This is a genomic window from Rhizobium skierniewicense Ch11, assembly GCF_023757665.1.
Taxonomy (GTDB): Bacteria; Pseudomonadota; Alphaproteobacteria; order Rhizobiales; family Rhizobiaceae; genus Agrobacterium; species Agrobacterium skierniewicense.
Window position 1 is genome coordinate 96,810 of sequence record NZ_RXPG01000006.1, and the last position, 16,598, is coordinate 113,407.

Sequence of the window (16,598 nt, forward strand, 5' to 3'; positions counted from 1 at the left end):
TGATCAGCCGCCGGTCATCGGTGGGAAGATGCCGATTTCGCGCGCGCCCAGGATGCTCTCACCGGGATCGATGTGTTCCTGATTGACCGCAACGCGGATCACGTCCGGAAATTCGAACGCAGCTTCGTATTCGTCTCCAAGCGTCGTGAGATAGCTGATCAATTCCCGCGCAGTTGTCACGTTTGCGGGGAGGTCGATATTCTCTTCCGACTTGCCGATCCGCTCTCGGACCCAGGCGAAATAGACGATATGGACCATCATTCCTCATCCACGATGTGCTTGAGGCCAGCTTTGAAATAGTCATAGCCGGTGTAGATCGTCAGCGCTGCGGCAATCCACAGCAGACCGATGCCCATTTCGGTCGTGTAAGGGAGCACCTTGTCCCCCGCCGGACCGGCCAGAAGAAACGCGATGGCCACCATCTGGATCGTGGTCTTCCATTTTGCGATCTGTGTAACCGGAACCGAGACTTTCAGGGCAGCGAGATATTCGCGCAGGCCCGACACCAGAATTTCGCGGCAAAGGATGGTAATCGCGGCCCACAGAGACCAGCCAGCGATGGTGCCATCCGCGGCCAAAAGCAGCAGGATCGAGGCGATCAGCAGCTTGTCTGCGATGGGGTCCAGCATCCGCCCGATGTTCGACGTCTGGTTCCAGATGCGCGCGAGGTAACCGTCGAGAAAGTCCGTCAGCGAGGCGACAATGAAAAGCCAGAGTGCCGTCCAGCGCGCGAAATCCGAACTCTCGAGTTTCCCTTCGATGTAGAAGCACAACACGATGACCGGTACCGCCAGAATGCGGGCGTAGGTCAGAAGATTCGGGATATTGTAGGTGCGCGAAGCCATTGGGAACCTGTCATTCGATGTCAATGCGTTGTTGCAGCCCTAGCACGTAAGCGTCAACACCTCATTGTGTTTTTTTGCAGGTGCAGCCTGAAAGCATCGCGTCACTCTTTACCGCTCTCATGGAAGTGATTGTAAACCTGCCTGGCAACGGCTTCTGAAATTCCAGCGACCACCATGAGGTCACTCAAGGCCGCACGCGACACAGCCTTTGCGGTGCCGAAATGTTGCAGCAACGCCCGTTTGCGGCCGGGGCCAATCCCGCTGATTTCATCCAGCGGATTTTTAATCAATTCCTTCTTGCGGCGGGCGCGGTGAGAGCCGATGGCGAAACGGTGTGCCTCGTCCCGAAGGCGCTGAACGAAATAAAGGACAGGGTCGCGCGGCGGCAAGGAGAAGTCGCTTCGGCTATCGGTGAAGAAGCGTTCGCGGCCTGCATCGCGATCCACGCCCTTGGCGACACCGATGGCGGTGACGCAATCACGGATGCCGAGTTCGTCCAGTATGGTCCGCACCGCCGTCATCTGCCCCTGGCCGCCATCGATGAGAATAACGTCCGGCCATGCGGGGAACGGCGTGTCGGCGGCATCTTCCGGCGATACGGTCTGGCTGCGGTCTGGCCGTCCGTCTTCTTTCAGCAGGCGCGAAAAGCGGCGCGTCATGACTTCGCGCATCATGCCGAAATCGTCGCCCGGAGTGATGTCGGTCGATTTGATGTTGAACTTGCGATAGTGGCTCTTGGTGAAGCCATCGGGTCCTGCCACGACCATGCCGCCGACGGCATTGGTTCCCATCATGTGGGAATTGTCATAGATCTCGATGCGGCGAGGCACATAGGGCAGGGCGAAGGTTTCTGCAAAGCCCTTCAGCAGTCTGGCCTGTGACGATGTTTCGGCAAGCTTGCGGCCATGGGCTTCACGCGCATTGCCCAGAACATGATCGACGACATCCTTCTTCTCTCCGCGCTGCGGCACCGAGATGCTGACTTTGTGGTTCGCCTTTTCCGCAAGCGCGGCGGCGAGCAGATCCTGCTCCTCCACCACTTCGGACAGCAGAATTTGCTTCGGCACCGGCTTGTCGTCGTAGAATTGCGCCAGAAAGGCCGAAAGGATTTCGGAGCTGGGAAGCGATGGGTCCGCCTTGGGGAAATAGGCGCGGTTGCCCCAGTTCTGCCCGGTGCGGAAAAAGAACACCTGAATACAGGATATGCCGCCCTCGTGGTGAATGGCGAAGACATCCGCTTCTTCAATCCCGGCGGGGTTGATGCCCTGATGGCTCTGCACGTGGGAAAGCGCCGCCAGCCGGTCGCGATAGACGGCAGCGCGTTCGAAATCCAGATCGTCGGACGCCTCGTTCATCTGCGATGCAATCGTCGCCTTGACGCTCTGGCTCTTGCCGGAGAGAAAGTCCTTCGCCTCTTTCACCAGTTCCGCATAGCCCTCGTCGCTGATCTCATGGGTACAGGGCGCCGAACAGCGCTTGATCTGGTGAAGAAGACAGGGACGGGTGCGGCTTTCAAAAACACTGTCGGTACAGGTTCGAATGAGAAAGGCCCGTTGCAGCGAATTGATCGTTCGGCCGACAGCGCCTGCTGAAGCGAAAGGTCCGAAATAATCACCCTTTCGGGCGCGGGCGCCGCGATGTTTGAAAATGGCGGGAGCGCGATTGTCCGCTGTGATGAGAATATAGGGAAAGGACTTGTCGTCACGAAGCAGAACATTAAAGCGTGGACGCAAGCGCTTGATCAGATTCGCTTCCAGCAACAGCGCTTCGATTTCCGTGCGGGTCGTCACGAATTCCATATGCGTCGTCAGGCGCACCATCTGGCCGATGCGGTTGGAATGGAAACGTCCCTGGGCGTAATTGCCGACGCGCTTTTTCAGCGAGCGCGCCTTGCCCACATACATCACGTCGCCCGCTTCGTTGAACATGCGGTAAACGCCGGGATTGTTCGGCAAATGTTTGACGAATTCGGCGATCAGCTCCATGCCTTTGAGGCCGGATTCGTTTTGCCATCCGGCATTCCAGTCTACGGGTACGACGATGCCATCCGCCGCCACGACAGAGATGGAAGAGGTTACATCGTCATCGTCGTCATCATTGTCGTCGAAGAGAACACCGCCATCCGGCAGCTTCTTTCCGTTCATTCCGTTATCTCCGCCACATCAGGGGTTTTCCAGCCCAGGTGCTGGCCACCATCGAGTGCGATCATCTGGCCGGTCATCGACGGTGTGTCATATAGAAAGCGAACGGTCCGCCCGAATTCGTCCGGGGTCGGCCCACGCTTTAATATAAGGGCGTCGATCTGCGCCTGAAAGTCCTCAGGCGCCTGTCTTGCACTTTGGAAGGAAGGGCCGGGGCCGATGGCGTTGACCCGCACCCGCGGTGCAAGGCTCTGCGCCATGGTTTTCGTCGCCGTCCACATCGCGGATTTCGACAGAGTATAGGAATAGAAGCGAGGGGTGAGCTTGAGTACACGCTGATCGATGACGTTGACGATCAGGCCCGACGCGTTCTCAGGCAGCTGCTTGACCAGAGCCGAGCCCAAAATGGACGGCGCGCGCACGTGCACCGCAAAATGCGCATCAAATGCCGCAGAATCGAAATCTTCCAGGCTGTCATGGCGGAACACGGATGCGTTATTGACCAGAACGCCGATGGGTCCGAGCGCTGAATGTGCGCTTTCCATCAATTTTTCCGTCGACTCGATATTTTCGAGGTCGGCCTGAACAACGGCGGCTTTTCCACCATTTTGCCGTATTGTGTTAGCGAAAGCCTCAGCCTCATCCATCGATGAGCGAGCGTGCAGAGCAACCGCAAAGCCTTCTGCAGCAAGATATTCCGCTATTGCGCGGCCCATGCGTCGGGCGGCGCCGGTGATCAAGACGGTTTTGGGTATATTCTCGTTCAAGGCTGACCTGCACATTGCTGACATCGGTTTCAGCGCCCGATATAAAGCGAAAAATCCAAGTTTGCCCAGAGCAGGCGCTCATTATACAGATTTAAGCCCTGACGATGCAGTCGAAGTAATTTCATTTAAATACATGTAAAGTCTGACTGTTCTTCAGTTAACGCCTCATTATCCTTAATAGATTTTTGTGTCATTTTAGCAACGTCCCATTTCCGTCACGACGCTGCCCCAATCAATTCACATTTTGGCTGTGTGATCTCCTCAATCACCCATCATTTTGATTGTCAGACGGGCAGGGAACCAACTGTTTTACACCGCGTTTGGGAACAAGTGTTTGAGCACCCCGCGGGTTTGAAAAGGAGAATAGCATGCGTACTATCGTTGCAACACTAATGGCGACCACAATGGCAGCTGCGGCATTTTCGGCAGCGAAGGCAGCCGACGCTGTGAACGAAGTGCCGCAGGCACCTGTCGCTTACGAGCAGCCAGCACCGATCAGCAACTGGTCCGGCGCGTATCTCGGTGCTACTGGTAACTACGACTGGGGTCGTTTCACCAACAACGGCGGCGATCGTGATGCCGACGGCTTCGGCGGCGGTCTCTACGGCGGTTATAACTGGCAGAACGGCCAGCTGGTCTACGGTGCAGAAGCCGACGTCAACCTCGGCGACGAAAAGGGTTCTGCCGGTACAGGCAACCTGGGCGAATCGCTTGACGGCAAGCAGGGCGTCAATGGCTCTATTCGTGCCCGCGTTGGTTACGACATGAACCCGTTCCTGCTGTACGGCACAGGTGGTCTCGCGATCTCTGACAACAAGGTCAGCAACTCGACATCCAGCGACAACGCAACAGCACTCGGCTACACGGTTGGTGCCGGTGTTGAAGCCATGGTGACCAGCAACATCACCGCCCGCGTCGAATATCGCTACAGCGATTACCAGGACAAGGACTTCTCGCTTGACTCCGGAACCGTTTCACGCGGCTTCGACGATCACAGCGTCAAGGCTGGTATCGGCGTAAAGTTCTAATCCTTCAACGGATTAAATCGGAAAAGCCGGGGTTTCGCCCCGGCTTTTTTGTATCTGCCATCCAGAGACATGCGACTTTTGCCGTGTGTTAGACTTTGACGATTACGCCGAAGCCTTCATTTCAGCATAGTCCTTGAAGCTTTTGCTAAATGTTTCCGGCCAGTCCGCCAGCGTCTTGCGACCATCAGCCCACTCGCCTGCAAAACGCAACTCGAGATAGCTGATCATGGCTGCGAGAGCGAAGTGGCCCCCGTGCAGTTTCTTGCCTGTCTTCGGCAGGTTGGCGTTGAGATAATCGAGCCCCTTCACAACCTTTGACCATTGCTTGTCGATCCACGGCTGGTGGACCTTCTCTTCCGGGCGCGAGCGGCGTTCATAGACGATGGCGAGAAGGCAATCCGTGATTCCATCGCACAGGGCTTCCAGCACCTCTGCTTCGGTGCGTTTCTGATCCTTCTTCGGATAGAGCTTATGGCCGGAAAGCCTGTTGAGATAATGCATGATGGCGACGCTGTCATAGACAGAACCACCGCCGTCCAGCAGCAGAACTGGAATTTTTCCGAGTGGGTTGTTGTCCATCAGGGAAGCAGGCTCTGCGTTTGTGTCGACGCGGACAGCCGTGACGTCGAGCCCGAGATAGCGCGATGCCATGCGGGCTTTCGCGGAATAGGGGGAAGCGGGCGAGTAAAGCAATTCCATAGTGTCTACCTTTGGCGTTTAACGGATGGGAATGATGTCAGCGGCGTTGGACTGGCAACCTCTGCGATCGACCTGTGGACAGGTACGAAAGCTGAGATCCTTGTTCATGCAGATGCGCACCTCTTCCAGCTTTGGCCCGTCACAACTGATGGCGATGCCCTGCTTCGTCATGGCAGGATTGACCGAGATGAACGCACTTTCAATGGCGTCTGCAGACAGTGTTCGAGGTGCCGTGCCTGACGCGATCTCTTTCGGCAAGGTAACGCGCTGATAGGCGGCGCGGATGGTGTCCAGATAATCGGACTGTGACAGCCCGCTGCATGTTCCATGCTTGCGCCACTGATGCCCGATGAGGCCCATCGACGGCATGATGTCGAACATCGCGCGACCCAGCGCATCCGGGACACGCTCGTTACGGTCCTTGCCACAAAATTCTGGATAACCGGACGCGTTTTGTGGCCACAGGCCATGGACGATAAACCCGTGCCTGCGATCCGTACCACATTGCTGACGGCTGTTGCGGCCTGCGTCGCTGGCGCAAAATGCTGGCGACCATGACAGCGACAGGACATAAAAATCGAAACCAGAGCCTTGCGCGCGCGGGGCAGCGTTTGCGGGGGAAGCCGTCGCCGGTTCGGTTCGTTCGGTTTCCTGAGGTGCCGGTGCGTTTTGAGAGGGCTGGCCAAACCTCATCCAGCCTGCTGCGGCAAGCGCGAGTGCGGCCAACGCGATAAAACCGGCATATTGTTTCATCGGGCCAACTGTCTTTCCACGCGGCAATGACGAAGTCTTGATATATATGGGGTTTTATACCATCTCGCCCATATGGCAAACAGGCCTTCGAAAAATCAAACAGGGCCACAGTCTTAGTTGTCACAATGCTTGAATAACGACTAAGCTCTGCGAATCCGTCAGTCGCCACGCTGCCGGTAGAGGAGAATACCCGGGCATGTCCGTATGAAATGGAAGAAATACATCTGGCCGCTCGTCGGCGTGGCAACCATCGGTTTTTCCATATGGCTGCTTTACAAGGAATTGCGACACCTTTCGCTCGATGACGTCTGGGAAAGCCTTGTCGCAATTGATCCGCACCACTGGTTCATGTCCGGTCTATGCACGCTTGTCGCCTATGCCGCCTTGGCCGGATACGATCGCATCGCGCTTCAACATCTCAAGCGCAAGGTCGGCTGGATTTTCATCACGCTGACGTCGTTTACCACCTATGCGTTGTCGCATAATGTGGGAGCGTCGGTCTTCTCCGGCGCAGTCGTCAGGTACCGGGCCTATACCTCGAAGGGCCTGAGCGTCGCGGAAATCGGCGTTCTCGTCGCTCTCTGCTCCTTCACCTTCGCTATCGGCACCATCATGCTGATCGGTCTCGTGCTGGTTTACGAGCCCGACATTACCGAGCGCTTTGTCGATATTCTGCCCGTGGAAGCATCGCGGACGACCGGCTTTATCCTGCTTGCCATCGTCGGATTGTACGTTATCGGCAGTCTGATGAAGCTGAGGCCACTGAAGATCGGCTCCTTCACGCTGTTTTACCCGGTGCCGCGCCTCGTCATCCAGCAACTGGTCATCGGTCCGATCGAATTGCTGGGCGCGGCGGGCATCATCTACTTCGCCCTGCCGGAGGCGGGAAACCCCGGCTTCATGATCATCCTGGGTATCTTCCTGGTGTCATTCTCAGCAGCCCTGATTTCCCATGCGCCAGGCGGGCTCGGCGTTCTGGAGCTGGTCTTTGTCACCGGACTGCCGGATATGAACCCGGCAGACGTTATTGCGGCACTTCTGGTGTTTCGTCTATTCTATCTCATTATTCCGTTCATCTTCGGCCTGTTCATCATTCTCTTTTTCGAGAGATCACAACTGGCCGTGGCGGAGCGAAAAGAGCGTTGTGCGGAGCAGAAGTAGCTATTCTCCGCGCAGCCAGAACGCGCGCTGCGACGCATATCGATCCTGTGCCATGATGGTTTTCAGAACCGGCAGGAGCGTGTGCAGCTCATCCTTCAGGGTGAAGGGCGGATTGACAATGATGAGACCGGAGCCGCTGAGGCCGTCCAGCCGGTCGCTGCGAACCGACAGTTCCGCGCACAGAATTTTGGGAATGTCGTAGGATTGCAGACGCTCGTGGAAGTCCTTGATCGGAGCGCCCTTCTTCAGGGGATACCACAGGCAATAGGTGCCGGTTGAAAAGCGGCGATAGGCCTTGTGAAAGCCTTCAGCCATCCGCTCATATTCATTTTCTTTCTCGAATGGCGGATCGACCAGCACAAGGCCGCGCTTTTCCTTTGGCGGCAGATGCGCACCCAGTGAAAGCCAGCCATCCAGCTCCGTCACGCGTGCCTGATAATCACTTTCGAAAAGGCGTGACAAGGCTCGGAAATCATCCGGGTGCAGTTCCATGGCCGACAGCCGGTCCTGCGGACGAAACAGCATGCGCGCGAGCTTCGGCGAGCCGGGGTAGTATTGCAGGCCGCCGTCTGGATTGAGGTCTTTCACCGCCGTTAGGTAAGGCTCCAGCAGTTCCGCCACCGCTGGCGACAAATCCGCCTCCAGCACCTTACCAATGCCGGTCTGCCATTCCCCGGTCTTCTGCGCTTCCTCTGATGACAGGTCATAGAGGCCTGTGCCCGCATGGGTATCCAGAACGCGAAAGGCCTTGTCCTTGTTTTGCAGATAGCGCACGAGCCGCGCCAGGACCGCATGCTTGAGGACATCGGCAAAATTGCCAGCGTGGTAGATGTGCCGATAGTTCATGCGCGCCGATGCCTTTTATGAATATTCTTGATGGTGATCACTTCGGCCTTTTGGCCTTCACCGCTTTGCAATATACAAAAGCAATGAACGATGCGACACCGATTTCCGCCAAAGCCGTGACCGGTGCTCTCAGCATCGGCCACACCGTTTGTCCCCATGACTGTCCAAGCGCCTGCGCACTGGAGGTCGACATCACCACGGATGGTCGTATTGGCCGCGTGAGGGGTGCCAATTCCAACACCTACACGGCCGGTGTCATCTGCGCCAAGGTGGCACGCTATTCCGAGCGTATCTATCATCCCGACAGGTTGCTGACGCCTAAGCGCCGCCAAGGTGCCAAAGGCGCGGGCGACTGGCAGGAGATCCATTGGGACGATGCGCTGGATGAGATTGCCAATGCTTTCGTCAAGGCGGAAGCAAAGCATGGTGCAGAAGCCATCTGGCCGTATTTTTATGCCGGAACCATGGGGCAGGTACAGCGCGACAGCATAGAGCGGCTGCGCCACGCCAAGAAATATTCCGGCTTTTTCGGTTCCATCTGCACCAACATGGCCTGGACCGGTTACGTGATGGGCACCGGCGCTCTGCGCGGTCCCGACCCGCGCGAGATGGCAAAGGCCGATGTCGTCGTCATCTGGGGCACCAATGCGGTTGCCACGCAGGTCAACGTCATGACCCACGCGATCAGAGCCCGCAAGGAGCGTGGCGCCAAGATCGTGGTCGTCGATATCTATGACAATCCGACCATGAAACAGGCGGATATGAAGCTGATCGTGCGGCCCGGAACGGATGCTGCCCTGGCTTGTGCCGTGATGCACATCGCCTTTCGCGATAGTTATGCCGACCGTGCCTATATGGCCAAATTCGCGGATGATCCTGCCGGGCTTGAAGCGCATCTTGCATCAAAGACGCCGCAATGGGCCGCAGAGATTACCGGGCTTTCAGTTGAGGAAATCGAGGCCTTCGCAAGGCTCGTCGGCACCACACAGAAAAGCTTCTTCCGTCTGGGCTACGGCTTTGCCCGCCAGCGCAACGGGGCGGTCGCCATGCATGCGGCGCTGTCCATCGCGACAGTGCTCGGCTCCTGGCAATACGAGGGCGGCGGTGCGTTCCACAACAATGGCGACATCTTCCGGCTGAACAAGGCCGAACTAATGGGCACCGCCTATGCCGATCCCAACGTCAGGCAACTCGATCAATCCCAGATCGGTCGCGTTCTGACCGGCGATGCGCAGGCCTTGCGCTATGGCGGGCCGGTGACGGCGCTGCTGATCCAGAACACCAATCCGGTGAATGTCTGCCCCGAGCAGCGGCTGGTCAAACAGGGGTTCGCGCGCGACGATCTCTTTGTTGCCGTGCATGAGCAATTCATGACCGAGACGGCTGAAATGGCCGATATCGTGTTGCCGGCCACCATGTTCCTCGAGCACGACGATATCTATCGCGCGGGTGGTCAGAACCATATTCTGCTCGGGCCGAAACTGGTGGAGCCGCCGGACACCGTGCGGACCAATCTGTTCGTGATCGAAGAACTTGCCAAGCGCCTCGGCGTTTCGCACATGCCGGGTTTCGGCAAGACCGAGCGGGAGCATATCGATCTCATTCTGAACCCGGGTGGCTGGGGTGATTTCGACAGCCTTGCCGAAGAGAAATGGATCGACGCGCAACCGCCGTTCGAGGTCGCGCATTACCTCGAAGGCTTCGGCTACGCGGATGGCAAATTCCGCTTTAGCCCGGATTGGGAGAACGGTCCGTCCCCCAACAAGCCACCGAAGAATGTGCCGGTCATGGGGCCGTTTGCACAGCTTCCGAAGTTCCCGGATCAGGTGGATGTCATCGAAGTGGCCGATGCCGAGCATCCGTTCCGGCTGGCGACATCGCCCGCGCGCAACTTTCTGAACTCGACCTTTGCCGAGACGAAGACGTCCGTCCAGAAGGAAGGTCGTCCTGAGCTGATGATCTGCCCTGCCGATGCCGCACGTTTGAACGTAGCGGATGGCGATATCGTGCAGATCGGCAATGGACGCGGGCAGTTGCGCATTCATGCGAAGATTGTGGAGGGGGCAAAGACAGGTGTGCTGATTGCCGAGGGATTGTGGCCCAACAAGGCGCATCTGGACGGCGAAGGCATCAATGTGCTGACGGGTGGGGACGCAGTTGCGCCCTATGGCGGCGCAGCGTTTCATGACAACAAGGTTTGGCTTAAGACATTTTGACGGGAATACGGAATGCAGAAATTCGGCAATGCGACGATTGAAATTCTTAAAGACGAGACGCTTTCAAAAAACTGGTATCACCTTCGCAACATCACCTACAATTACACCGACGCCAAGGGCGCAACCAAGACGCTCAAGCGCGAAGCCTATGACCGCGGCAACGGCGCGACCATTCTGCTCTATGATCCGAAGATCGACAGCGTCATTCTGGTTCGCCAGTTCCGGGTTCCAACCTATGTGAATGGCTATCATGGGTGGCTGCTGGAAACGCCTGCAGGTTTGCTGGATGGCGACAACCCGGCAGACGCCATTGCCCGCGAGGTGATGGAAGAAACCGGCTACAAGCTGCGTGACACGCGCTTCCTGTTCAAGTCCTTCATGTCGCCGGGATCTGTCACGGAAATCCTGCATTTCTTCGTCGCGATCGTCGATGCGTCCGATCGGGTGGAGGAGGGCGGTGGCGCTGCCCATGAGGACGAGGACATCGAGGTCGTCGTGATCCCCCTGGCTGATGCAATGACAATGATCGAGGACGGGGATATCTGCGACGGCAAAACCATCATGCTGTTGCAATGGGCAGCGCTCAACCGTACGGCCCTGACGCAATCATAAAAGACTGATGGAGTTTGGCGTGGACGAAATGGCAACAGAGACATCATCGGCGAGGCCGGACGATGACAGGGTCAAGCTTGTCTCGAAGGAGACCGTCTGGAAACGTTTCGTCCACCTCCAGACACTGGCGTTCGATCAGCGCATGCCGGATGGCCGGGTAATCCGCATCGACCGTGAAGTGCATGACCACGGCAGCGCTGCCGCGATCCTGTTGTTCGATCCGGCGAAAAATGCCGTTGTTCTTGTCCGCCAGTTCCGTCCTGCCGCCTTCGTCAACGGCGATCCGAGTTTCATGCTCGAAGTGCCTGCAGGCCTAACCGATGACGACCAGCCGGACGACGCCATCCGCCGTGAGGCGATGGAAGAAACCGGCTATGCGGTGAAGGACGTTCAGTTTCTCTTCGAAACCTACGCCAGCCCCGGCACGCTGACCGAAAAGGTCGCGCTGTTTTATGCGCGGGTCGATCTGGAAGAAAAAGCCGGCCTCGGCGGTGGGCTCGCAACAGAAGGCGAGGACATCGAGGTCATTTTGATCGGGCTGGATCAGGCGTTCGAAATGATCGCAACCGGTGACATCACGGATGCGAAGACAATCATCTTGTTGCAATGGGCGATGCTGAACAAAAGTCTCTTAACTAACGGTTAGTTTGAGTTTGATCCGCGAAAATACCGCTATAGCCGGATTCAGGTGTTGCATTCGTCTGCTCAAAAACCAATTGGCAAACGTACATATTTGGTGTCAGGATAATTTCGAAAGGACCAAAATTATACATTTCCAATTGAATTTGGCCTTTAAAGCCAGCATGAATTATTGGTGCTGTTACGTGAATGCTTACACCAAGCCGCGCTAAAGAACTTTTTCCCTCCACCCTCGCTGCTAGCCGTGATGTGGATGGAATATTGACTTTTTCTTTCGTCCAAGCAAGTACAAAGGACTGTGGCAGCAGTGTAAAATTGTCTTTGTGTTCTTTCTGTAAATGTAGAAGATTTGAGTAGGAATAACCCTTTTTGCCAGGGGATATAGACATGCCAGCCGTTTGCTGCCATGTCTTAAATGTGTCAGATAATGTCAAGTCAATGCTTGAAGATGATACTGCGGTCTCCAGGTCTGGCAGAGGCTCAATTTTGACTTGGCCTTCTCTCAGAGCTATTTTAATTTCACGATCAACTAATATCACCTGGAGATTCCGTATAAGAGTTAAGCTGCAACCTTATTGCTTAAAGCGAGAGATTTTGCAACCCAGACTCTACTGCGGCCTGTTGAGGTTTCTCGCGGAAGCTCGAAGAGATATGCATCTTCTCTGTCGACGATTACAGAGCCGACATCGAGCGTCTCAGATTCTTGCAGCAGATCCCTATCAACGATTACTTCTTCTGTGCCGTCGAGAGTGGTTACGGCAATTATAGCTTCTGATGGACCAGGGCCGTTTGAAATATGTGTATAACGAACAAACATAGAACTCTCCTTCGTTCTGTTGGTGTTGATTTCGATTCTGTTGAAGATAATGCGTTATTCAACATGGTTTGTAATCTTCAAATTTGGTGCTTTATCTATCAATCAAAAGTTTATTGAAACCGGTTGTAAAACTGTGTTAATTTAACGAATAAACAGATGCGGTTAGGCACTTATCAGCGATTTTCCAGAACTTGGATTTAAATATTTTCCAACAGTCTTGCCACCCTCCATCCGCACTTTGCCCTCTGCAAGCAGCCTGAGGGCCAGAGGGTAGAGCTGGTGCTCTACGGTCAGAACGCGGGCGGCGAGTGTGTCAGCGGTATCATCCACCAGAACCGGCACCGCCGCCTGGCCGATAACCGGGCCTTCGTCCATGCCTTCGGTGACGAAATGCACCGTGCAGCCGGTGATTTTCATGCCGCTTTCGATAGCGCGTTCGTGGGTATGCAGGCCGGGAAAGAGGGGCAAGAGGGAGGGGTGGATGTTGATGATGCGACCGGCATAGGGCGCGATGAAATCGCCGGAGATGAGACGCATGTAACCGGCAAGACAGATGATGTCGGGCGCGATTTCACTCAGCGCAGCCAGAATGGACTGCTCGTGCTCAGCCTTGCTCGCATAGGTCTTGCGCTCGAAAACGAGTGTGGGAATGCCCAGTGTTTGAGCCTTCGCAAGGCCACCTGCGGTCGCCTTGTCGGAGATCACGCAGGCGATCTCCGCAGGGAAATCCTGTTCCTGACAAGCGTTTGCCAGCGCCATCATATTGGAGCCGCTGCCGGAGATGAAAACGACAACTTTGCTGCGGGGAGCGGCGGCGCTCATAGGCCGAGCGTGCCCTTGTAGATCGTGCCGTGTCCATCGTCCGCGCGAGCGACCATGCGGCCGAGCGCAAAGACGGTTTCGCCTTCCGCTGTCAGAGCGTCCGTTACCTGTTGTGCATTCTCCGCCGCAACGACAACGATCATGCCGACGCCGCAGTTGAACGTGCGCAGCATTTCGCTCTGTACAACGCCGCCGGTCTTGGCAAGCCATGAGAAGACGGCGGGAACTTTGATGGCATCCAGATCGATTTCAGCGGCCAGATGCTTTGGCAGGACGCGCGGAATGTTTTCCGGAAAACCACCGCCGGTGATGTGCGCCAGCGCCTTCAACGCGCCGGTTTCGCGAATGGCCTTCAAAAGCGGCTTCACGTAAATGCGGGTTGGCGTCAGCAAAGCTTCTCCCAGCTTCTTGCCGTCTGCAAATGGGGCAGGCGCATCCCAGCCAAGACCGGAAAGCTCGATGATCTTGCGCACCAGCGAGAAGCCATTGGAATGAACGCCCGATGAGGAAAGTCCAAGAATGACGTCGCCTTCGGCAATATCACCCTTTGGGAGAAGCTGGCCACGTTCGGCAGCGCCCACGGCAAATCCGGCGAGATCGTAATCGCCATCCGAATACATGCCGGGCATTTCAGCGGTTTCTCCGCCGATCAGCGCACAACCCGATTCGCGGCAACCAGCGGCGATGCCGGTGACGATGGCCGCACCCTGATCCGGGTTGAGCTTGCCGGTCGCGAAGTAGTCGAGGAAGAACAGCGGTTCTGCGCCCTGCACCACGAGATCGTTGACGCACATGGCAACGAGGTCGATGCCGACGGTGTCGTGGTAATCCGCGTCGATGGCAATCTTGAGCTTGGTGCCGACGCCATCATTGGCAGCGACGAGAACCGGGTCTGTGAAACCCGCGGCCTTCAAGTCGAACAGGCCACCGAAACCACCGATTTCACCATCCGCGCCAGGGCGGCGGGTGGAGCGCACGGCGGGCTTGATCTTCTCGACCATCAGGTTTCCGGCGTCGATATCCACGCCTGCATCGCTGTAGGTAAGACCGTTCTTGCCTTGCTCGCTCATGGCTGTCGTCTCCACTGGTTCCGTTTGGCGTCGCCATTCGCATGAGAAGGGTGACGATGCAAGTATGGGCGCGGCAAAACGCATGTTTTTCACGCCTTTTGGGTGTTTTAGCCGTATTGTCATGGGAAAGCTCCATCGTGACCCATTTGGCAAGAGGGCTCCACTTGACCAGTCCGGTCCACGCATCCTATCTCCTAACCCCGGCGTTAGGCGTATGGGCGCCCAAAGGAGCAGACGATGCAACCACATATCAGAGGCATGAATCTGAGACGCCAGATCTTTTTCTGGCTCGGTGCGCTGGTCATCTTCATCCTGTTCCTGATGGTCTTCAGCTCCATTCTCCTGCCCTTCGTGGCGGGCATGGCGCTGGCATATTTTCTCGATCCTGTCGCGGATTGGCTGGAGCGTCGGGGCTTGAGCCGCATGATGGCGAGCATCATGATCCTTGTGTCTTTCGTGCTGCTGTTTGCGCTGTCGCTCATCATCATCATTCCGCTGGTGGCAGCCCAGGCATCCGAATTCATCACCCGCATTCCGCAATACATCTCCTCCCTCCAGCAACTCATCGCCGGCGCCGATACCAATCTTCTGCCCGGCTGGGTCAGCGCGCAGATCGACACCGTCAAGGAGAATTTCTCCAAGGTCCTGGCCGAAGGCGCAGGCTTCATCGGCACGCTGCTCACGCAGATCTGGAACTCCGGCAAATCCCTGGTGGATGTCATCTCGCTTTTGGTGGTGACGCCCGTTGTCGCTTTCTACCTTTTGCTGGACTGGGACCGGATGATCGAAAAGGTCGATAGCTGGATCCCGCGTGATCACGTCGCCACCGTACGCCAGATCGCGCGCGACATGGACAGCACCATTGCGGGCTTCATTCGCGGCCAGGGCTCTCTCTGCCTCATCCTCGGTGTTTACTACGCGGTCGGCCTGTCGCTTGTGGGCTTGAATTTTGGCCTGTTGATCGGCCTCTTCGCGGGTGCGATCAGCTTCATTCCCTATGTCGGCTCCATGGTCGGCCTCGTGCTGGCCGTAGGGGTCGCGCTGGTTCAGTTCTGGCCTGACTATATCGATGTCATCCTGGTTCTGGCTGTCTTTTTCTCCGGCCAGTTCATCGAAGGCAACATTCTCCAGCCCAAGCTCGTTGGCAGTAGCGTCGGTCTTCACCCGGTCTGGCTCATGTTTGCCCTTTTTGCCTTCGGTGCATTGTTTGGTTTCGTGGGTCTGCTGGTCGCGGTACCGGCAGCCGCAGCCGTCGGCGTGCTGGTTCGCTTCGTGCTGTCGCGCTATCTCGAAAGCGATCTTTACCATGGTCGTGCTGCCAATCTGCCATGGGATGGCGAGGATACGCAGACGCAGGCATTGCCGCCCAAAAAGATCGATTCTCAGAGCTGAAAGATGACCGATAACAACAAACCCGGTGGCAGCAGGTCGAGGGGCGAGCAGCTCCCGCTTGCTTTCTCCCATCAGACGGCGACAGGTCGTGACGACCTTCTGGTGGCCGCACCGCTGGATGCGGCCGTCAGCATTGTCGATGAGTGGCCGCGCTGGCCTTCGCCTGTGGTCATTCTCGTGGGACCGCAAGGTTCCGGCAAATCCCATCTCGCCAGCATATGGAAAACCACCAGCAATGCGGTGGATATCAAGCCTGTGCAGGGCTCGGACGCCGCGCGTGCTGCTGAACAAAACCCGGTTCTGTTTGAAGATGCCGATCAAAACGGCTTTGATGACACGGAACTGTTCCACGTCATCAACAGCGTTCGGGAAAATGGCACTTCGCTGCTGATAACCTCGCGTGAGTGGCCCGCTGCATGGCCGGTAATATTGCCGGATTTGCGGTCGCGCCTCAAGGCGGCAACGGTGGTGGAAATTGGCGAGCCGGACGAGGATTTGCTGGCGCAAGTGCTGATGAAGCTGTTTGCCGACCGTCAGCTTTATATGGATGACAAACTTGTCAGCTATATCGTGGCGCGCATGGAACGCTCTCTCAATGCGGCGCAGACGATCGTCGAAAGACTGGACCGTCTGGCCCTGTCGAGAGGCACACGTATCAGCCGCGCCATGGCGGCAGAGGTGCTGACGGAGCTTGGAGGCGACCCCGACGAGGATTGACTGTCACAGTTCCGTCGTCAAACTGTTATACGGGCAATGGGGTATTGGACGGAAAGTGCGGAGCGATTTCAAG

General features: G+C 56.7%; 18 protein-coding genes. 7 read left to right on the forward strand and 11 right to left on the reverse strand.

All coding sequences use genetic code 11. The features are described from left to right. Window positions 1-3 precede the first annotated feature (3 nt). The 4 genes from moaD to EKM04_RS06715 form a co-directional block, all read right to left on the reverse strand. Complete coding sequence (moaD, locus tag EKM04_RS06700; RefSeq protein ID WP_183897535.1) at window positions 4-258, reverse strand: molybdopterin converting factor subunit 1; 255 nt, start codon at window positions 256-258, stop codon at window positions 4-6. After that, window positions 258-845: a CDP-diacylglycerol--glycerol-3-phosphate 3-phosphatidyltransferase gene (gene pgsA, locus EKM04_RS06705; RefSeq protein ID WP_183897511.1), complete on the reverse strand. Its 588-nt coding sequence runs from the start codon at window positions 843-845 to the stop codon at window positions 258-260. Before pgsA ends, moaD begins: the two co-directional genes overlap by 1 nt. 101 nt (window positions 846-946) lie before the next feature. Next, window positions 947-2,989: an excinuclease ABC subunit UvrC gene (uvrC, locus tag EKM04_RS06710; RefSeq protein WP_183897512.1), complete on the reverse strand. Its 2,043-nt coding sequence runs from the start codon at window positions 2,987-2,989 to the stop codon at window positions 947-949. Next, window positions 2,986-3,753 (reverse strand): SDR family oxidoreductase, encoded by a 768-nt coding sequence (locus tag EKM04_RS06715; protein ID WP_412762996.1) that lies wholly within the window; start codon window positions 3,751-3,753, stop codon window positions 2,986-2,988. Before EKM04_RS06715 ends, uvrC begins: the two co-directional genes overlap by 4 nt. A gap of 368 nt (window positions 3,754-4,121) precedes the next feature. Between EKM04_RS06715 and EKM04_RS06720 the strand changes: the two genes are divergently transcribed. Next, window positions 4,122-4,781 carry an outer membrane protein gene (locus EKM04_RS06720; protein WP_183897513.1) on the forward strand — a complete coding sequence of 220 codons (660 nt, stop codon included), beginning with the start codon at window positions 4,122-4,124 and terminating at the stop codon, window positions 4,779-4,781. 102 nt (window positions 4,782-4,883) lie between these two features. Here the strand turns inward: EKM04_RS06720 and EKM04_RS06725 are convergent, their stop codons facing one another. Together EKM04_RS06725 and EKM04_RS06730 are read right to left on the reverse strand one after the other, a co-directional pair. Beyond that, window positions 4,884-5,480, reverse strand: coding sequence for a glutathione S-transferase (locus EKM04_RS06725; protein WP_174152614.1), 597 nt, complete (start codon window positions 5,478-5,480; stop codon window positions 4,884-4,886). An 18-nt stretch (window positions 5,481-5,498) separates the two neighbouring features. Continuing rightward, window positions 5,499-6,233 carry a ribonuclease T2 family protein gene (locus tag EKM04_RS06730; protein ID WP_183897514.1) on the reverse strand — a complete coding sequence of 245 codons (735 nt, stop codon included), beginning with the start codon at window positions 6,231-6,233 and terminating at the stop codon, window positions 5,499-5,501. A 204-nt stretch (window positions 6,234-6,437) separates the two neighbouring features. On the opposite strand from EKM04_RS06730, the gene EKM04_RS06735 reads away from it, so the two are divergent. Continuing rightward, window positions 6,438-7,394: a lysylphosphatidylglycerol synthase domain-containing protein gene (locus EKM04_RS06735; RefSeq protein ID WP_183897515.1), complete on the forward strand. Its 957-nt coding sequence runs from the start codon at window positions 6,438-6,440 to the stop codon at window positions 7,392-7,394. Here the strand turns inward: EKM04_RS06735 and EKM04_RS06740 are convergent, their stop codons facing one another. Beyond that, on the reverse strand, window positions 7,395-8,240 hold the full coding sequence (locus tag EKM04_RS06740) for a 23S rRNA (adenine(2030)-N(6))-methyltransferase RlmJ (RefSeq protein ID WP_183897516.1): 846 nt from the start codon (window positions 8,238-8,240) through the stop codon (window positions 7,395-7,397). A 17-nt stretch (window positions 8,241-8,257) separates the two neighbouring features. Between EKM04_RS06740 and EKM04_RS06745 the strand changes: the two genes are divergently transcribed. From EKM04_RS06745 to EKM04_RS06755, 3 genes are read left to right on the forward strand one after another with little or no spacing between them, the layout of a single operon-like run. Continuing rightward, a complete protein-coding gene (locus tag EKM04_RS06745; protein WP_183897517.1) occupies window positions 8,258-10,456 on the forward strand; it encodes a molybdopterin oxidoreductase family protein in 2,199 nt (732 codons plus the stop codon). A gap of 12 nt (window positions 10,457-10,468) precedes the next feature. Beyond that, entirely contained in the window at window positions 10,469-11,068 is a 600-nt protein-coding gene (locus EKM04_RS06750) for an NUDIX domain-containing protein (protein ID WP_183897518.1), read from the forward strand. 28 nt (window positions 11,069-11,096) lie between these two features. Then, on the forward strand, window positions 11,097-11,714 hold the full coding sequence (locus EKM04_RS06755; RefSeq protein WP_183897536.1) for an NUDIX domain-containing protein: 618 nt from the start codon (window positions 11,097-11,099) through the stop codon (window positions 11,712-11,714). Here EKM04_RS06755 and dcd read toward each other — a convergent pair. The 4 genes from dcd to purM all read right to left on the reverse strand — a co-directional run bounded on the left by dcd (window position 11,704) and on the right by purM (window position 14,416). Continuing rightward, the gene (gene dcd / locus EKM04_RS06760; protein WP_183897519.1) at window positions 11,704-12,246 is read right to left on the reverse strand and encodes a dCTP deaminase; all 543 of its coding nucleotides are present in this window, start codon (window positions 12,244-12,246) and stop codon (window positions 11,704-11,706) included. The genes EKM04_RS06755 and dcd overlap by 11 nt on opposite strands. Window positions 12,247-12,266: 20 nt before the next feature. Then, complete coding sequence (locus EKM04_RS06765) at window positions 12,267-12,524, reverse strand: hypothetical protein (protein WP_183897520.1); 258 nt, start codon at window positions 12,522-12,524, stop codon at window positions 12,267-12,269. A 162-nt stretch (window positions 12,525-12,686) separates the two neighbouring features. After that, window positions 12,687-13,346: a phosphoribosylglycinamide formyltransferase gene (purN, locus tag EKM04_RS06770; protein WP_183897521.1), complete on the reverse strand. Its 660-nt coding sequence runs from the start codon at window positions 13,344-13,346 to the stop codon at window positions 12,687-12,689. Then, window positions 13,343-14,416 carry a phosphoribosylformylglycinamidine cyclo-ligase gene (gene purM / locus EKM04_RS06775; RefSeq protein ID WP_183897522.1) on the reverse strand — a complete coding sequence of 358 codons (1,074 nt, stop codon included), beginning with the start codon at window positions 14,414-14,416 and terminating at the stop codon, window positions 13,343-13,345. The genes purN and purM overlap by 4 nt, the downstream gene beginning before the upstream one ends. Before the next feature lie 237 nt (window positions 14,417-14,653). On the opposite strand from purM, the gene EKM04_RS06780 reads away from it, so the two are divergent. Continuing rightward, window positions 14,654-15,808: an AI-2E family transporter gene (locus EKM04_RS06780; protein WP_174152624.1), complete on the forward strand. Its 1,155-nt coding sequence runs from the start codon at window positions 14,654-14,656 to the stop codon at window positions 15,806-15,808. A 3-nt stretch (window positions 15,809-15,811) separates the two neighbouring features. Further along, window positions 15,812-16,525, forward strand: a complete 714-nt coding sequence (hdaA, locus tag EKM04_RS06785) for a DnaA regulatory inactivator HdaA (RefSeq protein WP_183897523.1) — start codon at window positions 15,812-15,814, stop codon at window positions 16,523-16,525. The last annotated feature ends 73 nt before the right edge of the window (window positions 16,526-16,598 follow it).

Coding starts and splice junctions, on each gene's coding strand:
- moaD (WP_183897535.1), bottom strand. CDS start 258: ATGGTCCATATCGTCTATTTCGCCTGGGTCCGAGAGCGGATCGGCAAG.
- pgsA (WP_183897511.1), bottom strand. CDS start 845: ATGGCTTCGCGCACCTACAATATCCCGAATCTTCTGACCTACGCCCGC.
- uvrC (WP_183897512.1), bottom strand. CDS start 2,989: ATGAACGGAAAGAAGCTGCCGGATGGCGGTGTTCTCTTCGACGACAAT.
- EKM04_RS06720 (WP_183897513.1), top strand. CDS start 4,122: ATGCGTACTATCGTTGCAACACTAATGGCGACCACAATGGCAGCTGCG.
- EKM04_RS06725 (WP_174152614.1), bottom strand. CDS start 5,480: ATGGAATTGCTTTACTCGCCCGCTTCCCCCTATTCCGCGAAAGCCCGC.
- EKM04_RS06730 (WP_183897514.1), bottom strand. CDS start 6,233: ATGAAACAATATGCCGGTTTTATCGCGTTGGCCGCACTCGCGCTTGCC.
- EKM04_RS06735 (WP_183897515.1), top strand. CDS start 6,438: ATGAAATGGAAGAAATACATCTGGCCGCTCGTCGGCGTGGCAACCATC.
- EKM04_RS06740 (WP_183897516.1), bottom strand. CDS start 8,240: ATGAACTATCGGCACATCTACCACGCTGGCAATTTTGCCGATGTCCTC.
- EKM04_RS06745 (WP_183897517.1), top strand. CDS start 8,258: ATGAATATTCTTGATGGTGATCACTTCGGCCTTTTGGCCTTCACCGCT.
- EKM04_RS06750 (WP_183897518.1), top strand. CDS start 10,469: ATGCAGAAATTCGGCAATGCGACGATTGAAATTCTTAAAGACGAGACG.
- EKM04_RS06755 (WP_183897536.1), top strand. CDS start 11,097: ATGGCAACAGAGACATCATCGGCGAGGCCGGACGATGACAGGGTCAAG.
- EKM04_RS06765 (WP_183897520.1), bottom strand. CDS start 12,524: ATGTTTGTTCGTTATACACATATTTCAAACGGCCCTGGTCCATCAGAA.
- purN (WP_183897521.1), bottom strand. CDS start 13,346: ATGAGCGCCGCCGCTCCCCGCAGCAAAGTTGTCGTTTTCATCTCCGGC.
- purM (WP_183897522.1), bottom strand. CDS start 14,416: ATGAGCGAGCAAGGCAAGAACGGTCTTACCTACAGCGATGCAGGCGTG.
- EKM04_RS06780 (WP_174152624.1), top strand. CDS start 14,654: ATGCAACCACATATCAGAGGCATGAATCTGAGACGCCAGATCTTTTTC.
- hdaA (WP_183897523.1), top strand. CDS start 15,812: ATGACCGATAACAACAAACCCGGTGGCAGCAGGTCGAGGGGCGAGCAG.